The following is a 14,135-nucleotide window of genomic DNA, read 5'->3' on the forward strand; positions in this document are numbered from 1 at the left end:
CCTATTAAATATTAATAGGTAGGCAAAAATATGCTGATCCGTAACCAAAAACAAGATGATGAAAAAAAACTTCCTACAATTATGATTGTTTTGGGGGCTATTACGTTCGGATTTACTTATTTAACGCCAGCACATGGTGAAGAGATTTCAAACGAATCATCAGCGGATGGTGTGGAATTTGACTCATCTTTTTTGATTGGTGAAAACGCACAATCAATTAATACAGATAGGTTTAAATTTGGAAATCCTATTTTGCCAGGTGAATATAATGTTGATGTTTACGTAAATGGTAACTGGTATCGTAAGCATCGAGTTGTATTCAAGAATGAATTAAATAATAAATCAGCAAATGCTTATACGTGTTTTGATGCAAAAACATTAATGCAGTTTGGTGTCAAAAAAGAGATTTTAAACTTTGAGCCATCTAATTCTACTTCGACATCTTGTCAGCGTATTGAAAATTGGGTGGAAAATGCATTTTATGAGTTTGATTCTGCTCGTTTAAGACTAGATATTTCTATCCCTCAAATTGCGATGCAACAAAATGCTCAGGGCTACATCGACCCAAGTGCTTGGGATCGAGGGATTAATGCTGGATTTATTTCATACAGTGCCTCAGGTTATAAAACAAAAAATTACTCTGAAACCAATCCTGAAATTAACAATGCCTTCATGTCTTTGGCAACTGGTGCAAATTTAGGTGGGTGGCAACTCCGTCATAATGGTCAATGGAAATGGTCTGATCACGAAGATCAGGGGCGTAATAAAAGTAGTTACGATGCAGTCACGACTTATGTACAACGTGCATTTCCCCAATATCGAGGTATGTTGACACTCGGTGATTATTTTACCAATGGTGAATTATTTGATTCTGTAGGTTATCGCGGTCTAGATTTCACAAGTGATGAACGGATGTTACCCAATAGCATGACGGGTTATGCGCCCCGAATTCGTGGTAATGCTCGTACGAATGCTAAAATCGAAATTAAACAACAAGGTCAAATTATTTATCAAACTACAGTTGCACCGGGTAGTTTTGAAATTAATGATCTTTATCCCACTGGCTTTGGTGGTGAATTAGAAGTTTCAGTCATTGAATCTGACGGTCAAATTCAGCGCTTTTCTGTACCTTATGCATCAGTTGTACAAATGCTAAGACCTGGTATGAATCGTTATTCATTTACGATAGGTGAGTTTAGAGATAAGGATATTGATTTAGATCCATGGGTTGGTCAGGCAAAATATCAACATGGGATCAATAACTATATTACAGCCTATACAGGGCTACAATTTTCTGAAAATTATCAGGCATATTTAGTCGGTACAGCTTTTGCGACACCAATTGGTGCGATTGCAATTGATATCACGCAATCTGAAGCTAAGTTTGATCGAAGAAAAGATCAAACTGGACAAAGTTATCGTTTGAGTTACAGCAAGTTAATTAGCCCGACGAATACGAATTTAACTTTGGCTGCTTATCGTTATTCAACTAAAAACTTTTTGAAACTACGAGATGCCTTTTTAATCCAAGATCTGGATGAAAAGGGGGTAAGCTCAGGTCATGTTGGTAAGCAGAGAAGTGAGTTTACCATCACGTTAAACCAAGGATTACCAAATAATCTAGGCAATTTCTATGCTACAGGTTCTTGGAGTGATTATTGGAACACCAACCAAAAGTCTAAACAATATCAAGTTGGCTACAGTAATACTTATAATTTGCTGACGTATGGTTTATCTGCCATTAAACGAGAATTAGAAAATAATAATACGAATATGCGTAGCAGCGATACGGAGTATATGCTGACGCTTTCTTTGCCGCTCACATTGAAAAAGAGTGCTTTAAATCTAAGTTCAATTACCACGCAAGATCGTATTAATGTAGGTGCGAGTGGTACAGTGGGCGAAAAATTCAATTACGGATTTTCGACTTCCGCGGATTATGGCAATAATCCAAGTTTTAACACTAACGTACAATATCGAACAAATTATTCAACTCTTGGTGCGTCTTATAGTTTGGCGGATCAATATCAACAAATGTTAGTCACAGCCCGAGGCAATGTGGTTGTACACCGTGATGGCGTACATTTTGGACCAGATCAGGGGCAAACGATGGTCTTAGTCTATGCCCCTGAAGCCTCAGGTGCAAAAGTAAATAATTCGACAGGTTTAGAAATTAATAAATCTGGTTATGCGATTATTCCTTATGTCACACCATATCGTCTGAATGACATTAGCTTGAACCCTGAAGAGATGTCGACAGATGTAGAATTAATGGAAACAAGTCAAAGAATTGCACCTTATTCAGGCGCGATAACGAAAGTGAATTTTGCGACTAAATCAGGGAAGGCAATTTATATCAAAAGTGCGCTAAAAGATGGACAATCTTTACCATTTGCAGCAGAAGTATTCAATTCTAATCAAGAAAGCATTGGTTTGGTTGCTCAAGGTGGTTTGGTTTATGTCAGAACCGCAGCACTCAAAGATACTTTAAACATCGTTTGGGGTGATGAGCCAGATGATCGTTGCCAAATCCAATATGATGTCACTGCGCATCAGTCTGAAAATATGATTACGACAGAGGCACTATGTCAATGAAAACTAAGATTTTAATAGGTGCTGTTGTACTCTCAGGTTTTGCCATAACTTCTGTTCAAGCAGCTTGTACACCTCAAGCTAACTTTAGAACAGTTGATATTAGCATGGCTGTTGGCAGAGTCGTAGTCAGACCATCTGATCCAGTAGGCCGAGTTTTAACCAAAAAAACGTTTCCAATTTCACCGAATGGTTCAAGTATTCGGTGTGATCGAAATCCTGTAAATATTAATGCAAGACTGATTCAAAATGGTCAGTTGAGTCCCGCTGGGGATTCAGTTTATGAAACCAATATTCCAGGTATTGGGATTAGGCTTTATCGTGAAGCCGCAAATAATCAAAATTTTTCAGGTTATTATCCATACTCTCGTAGGTTAACGGCTAATACAACTTATAACTTAGATAATGGTTTTTTTGTTGTCGAAATTATCAAAACTGCAGTAAATTCGGGTTCAGGTGTAATAGCACCGGGACGTTATAGTACTTATTATGTAGAGGGCTATCCTCAGCAAGCTTTTTTAACCAGCACAGTATATGGTAATGCGATTACGATTGCTTCAAGTTCATGTGAGATCCAAGGAAATATCAATAAAACGGTGAATTTACCTACAGTAAATAAATCCGATTTTAAAGGTATAGGATCTACAGCAGGTGAGCAGGCATTTGATATGAATATATTATGTAATGGTGGAGATAATCCGACGAGTGTGACAGAAACAAACCGAATTAGCCTAAGCTTTGATTACACTTCAAATGGAAATAATTCAATCGTAAATGATGCAGCGTCAAATGTCAGAGCCAAAGGTGTAAATACACAATTAATTTCCAATTATCAAAATCAAAATAAAGTTATTACTCAAGGTGAGCAAATACAACTTGGCACCGTGAGCTCGAATCAAACGGTTCAATATAACTTGCCATTGAAAGCACGCTATATCCAAGTTGAAAACCAAGTAGAACCTGGTCGTGTGAGAGGTCAGGCAACGGTCACAATCCAATACCAATAATGATATGTAGTTCACATTAATAAAAAATATTTAATTTATAATATTGTTTTAACTATATTTTTATGTAAATTTAAAGATCGTATGCTTTATTGGGGAAAGGCAATGCGATCATTATTTATACTTATTCTAAATATGGTCATTTCGGTGCATGTCGTGCATGCTCAAAATATTGAATTTCAAGGTTCAGTCATTGAAAACTATAGCTGTTCTGAAAGTTCTTTAGAAAAATATTGTATTGAATTACATGAAATCACTCAGCAGTTAAAAGATCATCAAGTGACTCAAGAGGATCGTTTAAGTTTAGATCATTATGTGGTTCAAGTAAGCAATGTAAATGGGCAAGATAAGAAAATGATTTCAGTTTATTACCACTAATTAAACTCAAAAGCTTGCAATGGAATAATGCTCTTCCATAAGAAATCTACGTTGTCATCAATGAAGATGGATTAAGTTGGTATTGAGGATTAATCACCAAACTTATTTGGGATGACCAGTAACCTTTTCTTGGATTGATCATCTTCAACTATTCTGACTTCGGCATCTAAGTTATAAAGTTGATGAACTAATTGCTTTGTTAAAACATCTTCTGATTTACCTTGTGCAATGATTTGACCATCTTTCATGGCAACTAGAAAATCGGCACAGCGTGCAGCAGTGGCTAATTCATGTAGAACCATCACTATGGTTTTACCTTGTGAAGCTAGAGAGCGGACTAAATTTAAAATATCGGCTTGATGACCGATATCGAGCATACTAATTGGTTCATCTAAAAGAATTAAAGGGGTCTGTTGTGCGAGGACCATTGCGATCCATGCACGTTGACGTTGACCTCCTGATAGATTGCTTAAATTTTGATTTTTTAATTCGCTTAAATGGGTCGCAGACAAGGCATCATCAATCGCTTTTTGGTCTTCGATGTTCAGTCGTTTAAACCAACCTTGATGTGGAAAACGACCGAAGCGTACTAACTGCTCAACTGTCATGCCGTTGGGTGCAGTTACATGCTGTGGAAGTAATGCAAGTTGCTTAGCGAGCAACTTTTTACTGAGTAAATTCAGTTGATTTTTTTCCCAAATGACTTGGCCTTGATCATATGGATGAATTTGAGCAATACATTTTAACAAGGTCGATTTTCCACAGCCATTTGGACCAATGAGGACGATGACTTGACCCTGCTGAAATTCAGCATTGATACCCTTCAAAACTTGATGATGATTATATCCAGCACTTAATTGATTGATGATTAAACTCATGTACGACTCATACTTCTAGAATGACGATATAACAACCACAACAACAGTGGACCACCAACCATGCCGCTAATAATGCCTGCGGGAATTTCGACAGGGGCAAGCAAATTTTTTCCAAGTAAATCGGCACATAAAACCATTAATGCACCAATACACATGGTTGGGAAAATCGGAAATAAATGATGAGGAAATGATTTAAATGCGATGATTGGTGCAGCAATAGCCACGAATCCAATGGGGCCCGCAATACTGACAGCGGTCCCAGCGAGAAACGCAGCAATAATAATGAGCATCAGTCTAATTTTAGATAAGGGTTCTCCTAGACTATCAATGACAGAATCAGGGAGAACCATTGCACTAAATAGTCGCCGCCACAGCACAATAATACTGACAAGCAGCATGATAAAAATCGAAGTTGGTAGCAAGATGCTGTAGCTTCGACCAATCAAACTACCACTACTAAAAATTAAAATATTACTGGTGTGCATTACTGGCAGTGTCGCAAGGATAAGGTCAAAACTGGCTTTCATGAGTGTTGCAATTCCGACCCCGATGACCAAAATACGATACCCCTGTGTTCCTACGCCGCCTGAAGCAATTAAAATAAAAAAACACAGAAGATCGCACCCATTAATGCTTGCCACCATTGACCTAACATACTAGAACTTGAGAGGAGAATGGTGAATGCCAAAGCAAGCACTGCACTGTCACTGATACCAAAAACATCTGGGCTCGCAAGAGGATTTTTGGTGATAATTTGAAGAATGAGACCAGATAAGGCGAGTGCAGCGCCAATCAATAAGGCTGCCAAAAGTCGTGGTAATCTAATCTTTTCAACGAGAAGTTGATGTGCAGCTGACGCATTGCCTGTAAATACATTCCATAGCGTATTCAAATTTAATGTGATTTCACCGTACATCAGGCTAAATAAACTAAGTGATATCAGTAGAATCGCAATGATTATCCAAGCCTTTATCATTGATTTTTGTTTTAAACGACTCAACAGAGAAGACATATTATTTCTCCGCCTGAATGATATTTTGTAAGTTATTTTGACGCACCATCCATATCAAAATAGGTGCACCTAATAAGGCTAAAAGAATACTGACAGGGGCTTCGAAAGGTTGCACGACTGCACGTGCAATGATATCCGCCATCAGCAACAACAACATGCCAAATAGTCCACTATAGATGAGCTGTTTCTGAATACTCTGAGCACCAATAGCTCGTGCAAAGTAAGGTGCAATCAAGCCTAAAAAGGCAATTGGTCCTGTTAATGCAACGGCACTTCCAGTTAATAAAACCACAGCTAAAATGCAGAATGCATCAAGTAGTTTCGTATTTAAGCCTAAGCTATTCGCCAGTTGATCACCAACTAAGCTAAGACCTAGAGGGCGTATCACCAATATAGCGATGATGAGTCCGATCGCCATTAAAATCAGTGCAAGACTGAGATATTGAATATCAACGCGATTGAGCGAACCTAAAACCCAAAAACGATAGTCGTCTAAGCCATTTTGGAAACTCAGAAGAATGGCAGCCATAAAACCTTGGAATGTACTGGTGATTGCCAGTCCAGCTAAGACTAAACGTGTAAGTGAGCTTTGATCTGTCATTTGACGAGGGCTGATGGCAAAGACCAATAATGCACTCACTAAAGCCCCAATCACCGCCCAAAAAAATAGTCCGAAGGTATCCATTTGAAGAACAATGGCCAAAACAATGGCAAGAGATGCACCACTATTAATTCCGATTAATCCACTATCAGCCAAAGGGTTTTTAAGCAAGTTCTGAAGGATGACGCCTGAGATCGCTAAAGCTAATCCGACACTCACCGCCGCAATAGTGCGTGGTATTCTAATTTCCAATAGGGGAGTAATTGGTTCTAAGGACCATTGACTGAGTGCCTGAAGAATAAGTTGCAAACTGTCTGTAAAGTAGGGCTGACCAGCGCCGTAAGCGATCGATAAAACAGTGCAACATAAAATAATCAAGCTAAGCACGATTCCCATCAGCGGGAATCGGTCAAGTACAGTTGTAGCATTCGTCAGCATGTTAATTATGGAGATGCTTCAATACATCATCAATGGCATGTCGAGCAGCATGTGGTCCACCTATGCCAGTCCACATAGATGCATCAACCACGAAATAATGCTTGTTTTTTGCAGCATTAAGACGTTGGAATTCTGGTAATTTTTCTAGTTCTGCCAGTTGCTTTTCCGCGTTTAGATGACTGCCAATGATGAGCCAGTCTGCATCAATTTGATCAAAACGTTCTCGACTGATTGGAGGGGTATGGCTTGCACCTGGTTGTTGCTGATGTTGAGGTCGTGTTAAGCCAATATCTTTTAAAACTTGGCTCGCAAATGAATCATTTAACATATACACAGGTCCATTGGCTGTCCAACGAATGACACTGACTGATTGACCTTGTTGAGCATGTAATTTCTGTTGAGCTTCTTGCGCATATTGATCGTACGCTTCTAGAGCTTTTTGGGCTTGTTGTTCTTTATTTAATAAATGAGCTACCTTTTTGAAACTGTCTTTCCATGGCTCGCCGCGTGCAAAACTGACTGCAGTGGGTGCAATTTGCTGCAATTGATTAATCATTTGTGTATCAATCATGCTTCCAGCAATAATTAAGTCAGGTTGTAACGTAAGAATTTGTTCCATGCTCGGTTGTCCAAAGTTACCGACGGAGGCGATCTGTTGTGTTTCATTTTTGAGGTAATCTGGAAAATTACTTTGACCTCGAACATAACTACTGCCTATAGGTTTTATTCCAAGCGCAATAGCACTATCCAAATCAAGTTCACTTAAAACCACAACACGTTGTGGCTGAACAGGAATCGTAACTTGACGACCTAAAGCATCTTCAATTTGTCGTGTCGTATTTATTTGAGATTCAGCCGTTGCTTTACTGTCTCGTGAAGAAGGTTCATTCGACTGAGAGCATGCTGTAAAGAGAGTGATAGCACTCAACATAATTGCAATTTTATATTTCATATCTTTCTACATATTTCATTAAAATAATTCTATTCACTTATTCAATGGCATCCATTACTTGATGGCGTTCCTCATGATAAGCCTCTTCGTTGTGACCTTGCTTCCAATAAGGCACAGCATATAAATTACTTTTGGGTAGCTGGAAGTTTTGTCTTAGTATTTTACGAAGTTCAACCACCGTTGAATTTTCACCCGCCAGTGATACTGAAATATCTTTATTTTTCCAGTCTAAGTTTTGCAAAGAATCACGGATGTTATTATTCAATTCATGAGGGCCTTTGCACCAATGAACCTTAATGTGTTCAGGCTTATTCAGATGTATTTGGTCTGAATCATCTTCGATCTCGATCCAAACTTCACCATGAGCGTCTTTTGGTAATTGTTCAAGAGAGGCAGCGATCATCGGAATTGCTGAAAGATCTCCAACAAAAATCCAATATTCTGCATCGATTTTAAAACGTGCTGGTCCTCCTGGACCGGCTAGACCTAACAGATCACCTGGACTCGCATGCTTTGCCCAATCAGCCGCTATACCAAAATCTTCATGTCTTACAAAATCGATGACTAAAAGTTGCTGTTCTTCATCGAAATCTCGAACAGTATATGTCCGTGTAATTGGTTTCTTTCCATTTGGCCACGTAATTTTGCCTAAAGAATTTCGAAACGGGAGGTCAGGGGCTTGTTGATCAGGGTTCGGAAAAAACAATTTGATGTGCGCACCACCATCACATTTTGCATAACCTGTGAAATCTTCACTTTTAAACTTAATACGCTGTAAATGAGTGGAAATTTGTTCTGTTGAATGGACAGAAATATGTCGAGCTAGAGGAGGAGATTGTGTCGTCATTATTTAATCTTCTGTACTTATCAATGGAGTGAAGATCGTCGATACAGTAATACGTGCGTCAGTCGACAGATTTGAATGGTTATTAATCTAAATCAAACAAATTAAATTTGCAAATGATAATCATTATATTTAATAATCTTTTTGTGCCAAAGTGTAATCACAAAATATGTAGGTTAAAATATTTTGTAAAGCTTTGATTTTATAATGAAAATTAAATATATGCGGTTGTCTTATGCAAATCAATGAATCCCATGATCTATTAACTCGTGCACAACACAGTATGTGGAAAGGCCATCATTATCATGGCAGTTATCCTTTTCATACGGCGGAGTGGTTGGTTATTGAGGGACCATTAGATCGAGAGCTTTTTCAAAAAGCAGTTTATCTCACATTAAAGGAAGCTAAATCGCTTCATTGGCGAGCTTTAGTTCAGGGCGAACACGTCTATCGAGTAGATGATGTGACGATACGGAAACCTAGCTTCGTTGATTTATCTCAGCTTGATGAGGAGGAAATTTTAGCGTGGGCTGAAAAAGAAGTAGAACCAGCATTTAATTTAGAATCGGGTCATTTATATGACTATGTGTTTGCACACTTAGGTGAGCAAAAGTATGGATTATTTTTTAAAGCGCATCACGTTGCATTAGATGGCTACGCTTACGGACTGATGATTAGCCGATTTATTGATTATTATCAATCTCTCAAAAATGGTACTGAATTAAAAATTAAAGGGTTCGATCATTATGAAAAGTTTATTGCAGAAGAACAGCGCTACCTTCACTCTGAAAAAGCTGAAAAAGATTTAGACTTTTGGAAGGCTAATTTTTCGTATGAGAAAGCTCCTAAGAAACGACTTAAACGAAAATTAAAAGAACCATTTTCACAAGGGCCACGTTATGAAGAGGTAATTGATTGGCCTACACAGCTACAATTAAATGCATTAGCAACTGAATTAAAATTGCCCAGTGCTCTTATCGTCATGGCAGTGATGATGAGTTATTTAATAAAACAGTCTAAAGATCCTCAACAATGCTTTGGGGTACCTTTTATGTCTCGGTTGGGTACTTCATCTATGCGTATACCGTGCTTAGTCATGAATATCCTGCCATTAAGGTTGGGCATTACTGGACAAGAAAACTTAAAAGAAATCATTTTATTATTAACGAAAAGATTTGCCGAAATTCGACCGCATCAGCAAAGCTATTTTGAGCAAATGCGATTTGTATTAGAAGATTTTGATCCCTATGAAAATATCTTATTTGGACCTATTGTGAACTGGATTCCTTACCCTCTACCTGAACATTTTGAAGGGTGTAAGTTAACAAAAACAACTATATCCGCTGGCCCAATTGAAGACTTTGATACCGCGATTACCAATAAGTTTGTTGATGGTATCGAACGATTGTATCTCGCTGTTGACGGACATAAAGAACTCTATGATGTGCCAAGTCTTAAAGCTTATTGGTATGATTTTATGGAGATGATGAAAACTTGGTTAGCTCAACCAGAACTTGTTTTTGAACAACTTCAAATTCACAAACCACTGCCAGAATAGTCTGGCAGCTTATCCTTTGAATGGGCAATAGGGCTGTTACACGCCTAAAGTTGCTCCACCATCAACCACCAATTCGTGCATTGTGATTTGGCGTGCTTGATCTGAAAGTAAGAATATCACTGCATTGGCAATATCTTCAGCCTCAGCAATCTTTTGCAATGGAATACCATTTCGGAATTGTTCCAGATTTCCGTTGACAATGTTTGCAGGGGGGCGATCCTCAGTCCATAGTTGTTTTTGCATTTGTGTAAGGGTTGAGCCAGGTAAAACTAAGTTACAGCGAATATTGTGAGGCGCGAGTTCCAACGCAAGATTTTTAAAATAGTGACTCACTGTAGCTTTAGTCGTTGCATACAAACCCATATTCATTCTTGGAATGAGGGCTGCATTTGAACTGATGCTCACAATCGCACCTTCTCTTTGAGGAATCATTTGGTGAGCGACCCAACGACTAAGTTCGGCAGGGCCAATGAAATTTATCGACAAATTTTCATGCCATTGTTCAACTGATGTATTTAATAAAGATCCCATTTCTAAGACTCCTACAGCATTCACTAACCCCGTGATCGTGCCTTTAAAAAGTATAGAATTTTCAATGTGCTGAATGATCTCATTGGTCTTACGAATGTCACAGCTGATGTGGTCTAGATGGTTGAGTGATGCTTCAGGAATTAATTTAAAAAGTTCCCATTGATTGATGTCATCAATCCGATCAATTGCGATGACTTGATGATCCTTCTGCAATAGCTGACGACAAATTTCAGCACCAATTCCTCTGGCTGCACCCGTCACGATATATAAACCCATTTAAGTATCCTTTAATTTTATTAACAAATTGAAACGATAATCATTTTCAATTGGGAATAATAATTATTATATTGGTTGCGTTCAACTCCTAGAGGTTGTCCTTTTGTGAATGTTGAAAGTTTGATGCACGCAGTGCGAACAGATAATCGTGAGAACAAATATGTTGCCAATAGAACCGTCAGTTTTTCAAAATATGATAGGCATAAAAAAGGAAGAGTTAATTGAGGAAGATCAACCTGGCTTCGTGTTCGCAACGCCAACGGGGACCATTTCAAGTAAAAAGTTAGTTGAACATATCGAATTTGATCGAGCTTCTCATCTAAATTTTAATCAGCAGCAAGCTCTGTGGCTCGAACAAGCAAAATCTACACTACAAAAAAAAATCGAATTAACAGCGAATAAAGATCTTATTTTGGTCGGGAGCTTGCCTTTTGATCATCGAGATTTACCAGAAATCTCGATTGCGGAAGCAAAAAACACATTTGTAAATGAGCGCATTGATCAATCGGCTCAGTCTTCTCTTAATGATCAAGTGCAAGCGACTCTCATCCCAGCACAAGAGGAATACATTGCTGGTGTCGTTAAATTGGTTGAATTGATGAAGTCATCACCGCTTGAAAAAGCAGTATTGGCTCGGGCAATTGATCTTAAAACCCAACACAAAATTAATATTATTGATTTATTTTACCAGTTGTTGGCTTCTAATCCTGATGGCTACACATTTGCGTTGGCCCAAAACCCAAAACAATCTGGTTGGTTTATGGGGGCAAGTCCAGAGCTTCTCGTTGCGAAGCAAAATGAATATTTGTTTAGCCACCCAGTTGCAGGAACATTAGCACGCCATACAGATCCCACAATGGATCAACAACGAGCTGAAAAATTGCTTGCTTCACAAAAAGATCAGCATGAACACGCCGTGGTCATCGAAGCCATTGCAGATCAACTCTCTCCCTTGTGCAAAACGCTGAATATCCCAAAATCACCTTCACTGATTAAAACCGAGGCGGTTTGGCACTTGGCGACCAAAATTCAGGGAACGTTGAAAGATCCAGAGCAACACATTTTTGATGTGGTCTCAATTCTGCATCCAACACCAGCAGTCTGTGGACAACCAGCACCCATGGCTCGTCAGTTGATTTCGGAACTAGAGCCATTTAACCGTAACCTTTTTGCTGGAACCATGGGGTGGTGTGATGCCAGAGGGAATGGTGCTTGGGCAGTGAATGTACGTTGTGGGCGAATCTTTGAGCATTATGCGCGTCTTTATGCGGGTGCAGGAATTGTTGAAGCTTCACAGCCGACAAGTGAACTGTCTGAAACCATCGTGAAATTTAAAACGATGTTAAATGCATTGGGTTTAGATTCTCAGCACTTAAATCATGGGGGAATAAAATGAATGCAAATGTAAATGACGAGTCTTTACTCTGGGATGGCATCGTGCCATATCCAGAAGAATTCGTAGAGCGATACATTCAAAAGGGATATTGGAAAGGACAAACCATTTCTGAGTTTTTTCAAGAATCAGCCCAGAAATTCGTCAATCAAATGGCATTGATTTGTGGTGATCGCCAGTATTCTTATCAAGAGCTGAATCAAAATATTGAACAATTTGCAGTCTTCTTGACTAAACAAGGCTATGGGCTGGCAGATGCTGTTGTGATTCAAATGCCAAATATAGCAGAGTTTTTTATTGCTTATTTTGCAGCTTTGCGGATAGGGATGCGACCAGTCATGAGTTTACCAGCACACCGTCATGCCGAAGTAAGTCATTTTATTCAGCAAACAGATGCCAAATTGTATATCTGTGCAGATAAGCATCTAGGCTTTGATTACAGATCCTTAGCGCAAGAGTGCCAGCGCAGATGTCCGACTTTACAGCAAGTGATTGTCGTTGGTGATGCAGGCGATTTTGATCCTTGGCCGAATCTTCCATCGTTTAAAAATCATATGGTTTCAAAGCCTAAAATAACGGCTCGCCATGTGGCTTTTTTTCAACTTTCAGGGGGCAGTACTGGCACACCGAAACTTATACCAAGAACACATGATGACTATTTGTATAGTGTTCGTGCCAGTGCAGATATTTGTAAACTTCATACAGAAAGCCGTATGCTTATGGTGCTTCCAGTAGCACATAATTTCAGTATGAGTTCGGCTGGTTCATTGGGTCTGTTTTATACAGGTGGAACACTTGTTTTATCGAAAGATCCTTCTCCCCAAACTGCATTTCCACTCATTGAATCGCACAATATCACGCATGTTGCTCTTGTCCCTGCATTAGCAGCAACATGGGCTGAAGCTGTTCAAAATGGCGCAACAAATATTTTTAAAAAATTAACGGCTTTACAGGTCGGTGGAGCAAGGTTGCCAGATGCTTTAGCTGAAAAATTGATTGATCAATACCAATGCCGATTACAACAAGTATTTGGTATGGCAGAAGGCTTGGTGAATTACACGCGTTACGATGATCCTAAAGAAGTCATTATAGGTACCCAAGGTTCCCGTATAAGTCCAGATGATGAAATTAAAATCGTCGATGAAGATGATCACGAGCTGCCGTTGGGTGAGGTGGGGCATCTTTTAACTCGCGGCCCTTATACCATTAGAGGTTATTATCGGGCTTCAGAACATAACCGAAATGCTTTTACCTTAGATGGATTTTATCGCACTGGTGATTTAGTACGATTAACGCCAGAAGGCAATATTATTGTTGAAGGACGAAGTAAGGAACAAATTAATCGTGGCGGAGAAAAAATCGCGACGGAAGAAGTCGAACAGGTTTTAAATCAACACCAACAAATCATCTTGTCCGCCTTGGTTGCACAACCAGATCCAATATTAGGAGAAAAAAGTTGTGCATTTATTCAATGGCGACCTAACAACCAAGATGCATCAGAAACAAGGCTCAAACTGCAAATTAGACAATTCGTTCAAGCATACGGTCTGGCGACCTATAAGATCCCAGATCGCATCGAATTTATTGAAGAAATGCCTTATACGGCATTGGGCAAAATCGACAAGAAACAACTCAGAAAACGCCTCACCGAAGACACGATTTAACGAAGGAAATAAGA

Annotated in this window: 13 protein-coding genes; 6 read left to right on the top strand and 7 right to left on the bottom strand. The window is 39.0% G+C overall.

All coding sequences use genetic code 11. The annotated features are described in order from the left end of the window. Positions 1-81 precede the first annotated feature (81 nt). From CL42_RS06735 to CL42_RS06745, 3 genes are all read left to right on the top strand, one after another. Positions 82-2,595, top strand: coding sequence for a fimbria/pilus outer membrane usher protein (locus CL42_RS06735; protein ID WP_051586554.1), 2,514 nt, complete (start codon positions 82-84; stop codon positions 2,593-2,595). Beyond that, positions 2,592-3,599, top strand: a complete 1,008-nt coding sequence (locus CL42_RS06740; RefSeq protein WP_035266523.1) for a fimbrial protein — start codon at positions 2,592-2,594, stop codon at positions 3,597-3,599. The genes CL42_RS06735 and CL42_RS06740 overlap by 4 nt, the downstream gene beginning before the upstream one ends. Before the next feature lie 102 nt (positions 3,600-3,701). Further along, positions 3,702-3,974 carry a hypothetical protein gene (locus CL42_RS06745; RefSeq protein WP_155756966.1) on the top strand — a complete coding sequence of 91 codons (273 nt, stop codon included), beginning with the start codon at positions 3,702-3,704 and terminating at the stop codon, positions 3,972-3,974. A gap of 89 nt (positions 3,975-4,063) precedes the next feature. Here CL42_RS06745 and CL42_RS06750 read toward each other — a convergent pair whose 3' ends face one another. The 6 genes from CL42_RS06750 to CL42_RS06775 are packed head-to-tail and all read right to left on the bottom strand — an operon-like array spanning position 4,064 to position 8,702. Then, positions 4,064-4,852 (bottom strand): ABC transporter ATP-binding protein, encoded by a 789-nt coding sequence (locus tag CL42_RS06750; protein WP_051586550.1) that lies wholly within the window; start codon positions 4,850-4,852, stop codon positions 4,064-4,066. Next, complete coding sequence (locus CL42_RS06755; RefSeq protein ID WP_035266460.1) at positions 4,849-5,496, bottom strand: iron chelate uptake ABC transporter family permease subunit; 648 nt, start codon at positions 5,494-5,496, stop codon at positions 4,849-4,851. The genes CL42_RS06750 and CL42_RS06755 overlap by 4 nt, the downstream gene beginning before the upstream one ends. Beyond that, positions 5,448-5,864, bottom strand: a complete 417-nt coding sequence (locus CL42_RS17645; RefSeq protein ID WP_035266464.1) for an iron chelate uptake ABC transporter family permease subunit — start codon at positions 5,862-5,864, stop codon at positions 5,448-5,450. Before CL42_RS17645 ends, CL42_RS06755 begins: the two co-directional genes overlap by 49 nt. 1 nt (position 5,865) lies before the next feature. After that, positions 5,866-6,903, bottom strand: a complete 1,038-nt coding sequence (locus CL42_RS06765; protein WP_051586551.1) for a FecCD family ABC transporter permease — start codon at positions 6,901-6,903, stop codon at positions 5,866-5,868. Between the two features lies 1 nt (position 6,904). Further along, positions 6,905-7,855, bottom strand: coding sequence for an ABC transporter substrate-binding protein (locus tag CL42_RS06770; RefSeq protein WP_051586552.1), 951 nt, complete (start codon positions 7,853-7,855; stop codon positions 6,905-6,907). 37 nt (positions 7,856-7,892) lie between these two features. Further along, on the bottom strand, positions 7,893-8,702 hold the full coding sequence (locus CL42_RS06775; protein WP_035266467.1) for a siderophore-interacting protein: 810 nt from the start codon (positions 8,700-8,702) through the stop codon (positions 7,893-7,895). A gap of 232 nt (positions 8,703-8,934) precedes the next feature. On the opposite strand from CL42_RS06775, the gene CL42_RS06780 reads away from it, so the two are divergent. Further along, complete coding sequence (locus tag CL42_RS06780; protein ID WP_035266475.1) at positions 8,935-10,257, top strand: condensation domain-containing protein; 1,323 nt, start codon at positions 8,935-8,937, stop codon at positions 10,255-10,257. A gap of 36 nt (positions 10,258-10,293) precedes the next feature. Here CL42_RS06780 and CL42_RS06785 read toward each other — a convergent pair whose 3' ends face one another. Then, positions 10,294-11,064 carry an SDR family oxidoreductase gene (locus CL42_RS06785; protein WP_035266478.1) on the bottom strand — a complete coding sequence of 257 codons (771 nt, stop codon included), beginning with the start codon at positions 11,062-11,064 and terminating at the stop codon, positions 10,294-10,296. Positions 11,065-11,224: 160 nt separating this feature from the next. On the opposite strand from CL42_RS06785, the gene CL42_RS06790 reads away from it, so the two are divergent. Further along, positions 11,225-12,460, top strand: a complete 1,236-nt coding sequence (locus CL42_RS06790; protein WP_035266481.1) for an isochorismate synthase — start codon at positions 11,225-11,227, stop codon at positions 12,458-12,460. Continuing rightward, entirely contained in the window at positions 12,457-14,121 is a 1,665-nt protein-coding gene (locus CL42_RS06795) for a (2,3-dihydroxybenzoyl)adenylate synthase (protein ID WP_035266483.1), read from the top strand. The genes CL42_RS06790 and CL42_RS06795 overlap by 4 nt, the downstream gene beginning before the upstream one ends. The last annotated feature ends 14 nt before the right edge of the window (positions 14,122-14,135 follow it).

This window comes from Acinetobacter sp. Ver3, assembly GCF_000632455.1.
Taxonomy (GTDB): Bacteria; Pseudomonadota; Gammaproteobacteria; order Pseudomonadales; family Moraxellaceae; genus Acinetobacter.

Bases quoted from the DNA above. Each gene is read 5' to 3' on its own strand.
- CL42_RS06740 (WP_035266523.1), top strand. From the start codon at position 2,592: ATGAAAACTAAGATTTTAATAGGTGCTGTTGTACTCTCAGGTTTTGCC.
- CL42_RS06750 (WP_051586550.1), bottom strand. From the start codon at position 4,852: ATGAGTTTAATCATCAATCAATTAAGTGCTGGATATAATCATCATCAA.
- CL42_RS06770 (WP_051586552.1), bottom strand. From the start codon at position 7,855: ATGAAATATAAAATTGCAATTATGTTGAGTGCTATCACTCTCTTTACA.
- CL42_RS06745 (WP_155756966.1), top strand. From the start codon at position 3,702: ATGCGATCATTATTTATACTTATTCTAAATATGGTCATTTCGGTGCAT.
- CL42_RS06785 (WP_035266478.1), bottom strand. From the start codon at position 11,064: ATGGGTTTATATATCGTGACGGGTGCAGCCAGAGGAATTGGTGCTGAA.
- CL42_RS06795 (WP_035266483.1), top strand. From the start codon at position 12,457: ATGAATGCAAATGTAAATGACGAGTCTTTACTCTGGGATGGCATCGTG.
- CL42_RS06755 (WP_035266460.1), bottom strand. From the start codon at position 5,496: ATGGTGGCAAGCATTAATGGGTGCGATCTTCTGTGTTTTTTTATTTTA.
- CL42_RS06765 (WP_051586551.1), bottom strand. From the start codon at position 6,903: ATGCTGACGAATGCTACAACTGTACTTGACCGATTCCCGCTGATGGGA.
- CL42_RS06780 (WP_035266475.1), top strand. From the start codon at position 8,935: ATGCAAATCAATGAATCCCATGATCTATTAACTCGTGCACAACACAGT.
- CL42_RS06790 (WP_035266481.1), top strand. From the start codon at position 11,225: ATGTTGCCAATAGAACCGTCAGTTTTTCAAAATATGATAGGCATAAAA.
- CL42_RS06775 (WP_035266467.1), bottom strand. From the start codon at position 8,702: ATGACGACACAATCTCCTCCTCTAGCTCGACATATTTCTGTCCATTCA.
- CL42_RS17645 (WP_035266464.1), bottom strand. From the start codon at position 5,864: ATGTCTTCTCTGTTGAGTCGTTTAAAACAAAAATCAATGATAAAGGCT.
- CL42_RS06735 (WP_051586554.1), top strand. From the start codon at position 82: ATGATTGTTTTGGGGGCTATTACGTTCGGATTTACTTATTTAACGCCA.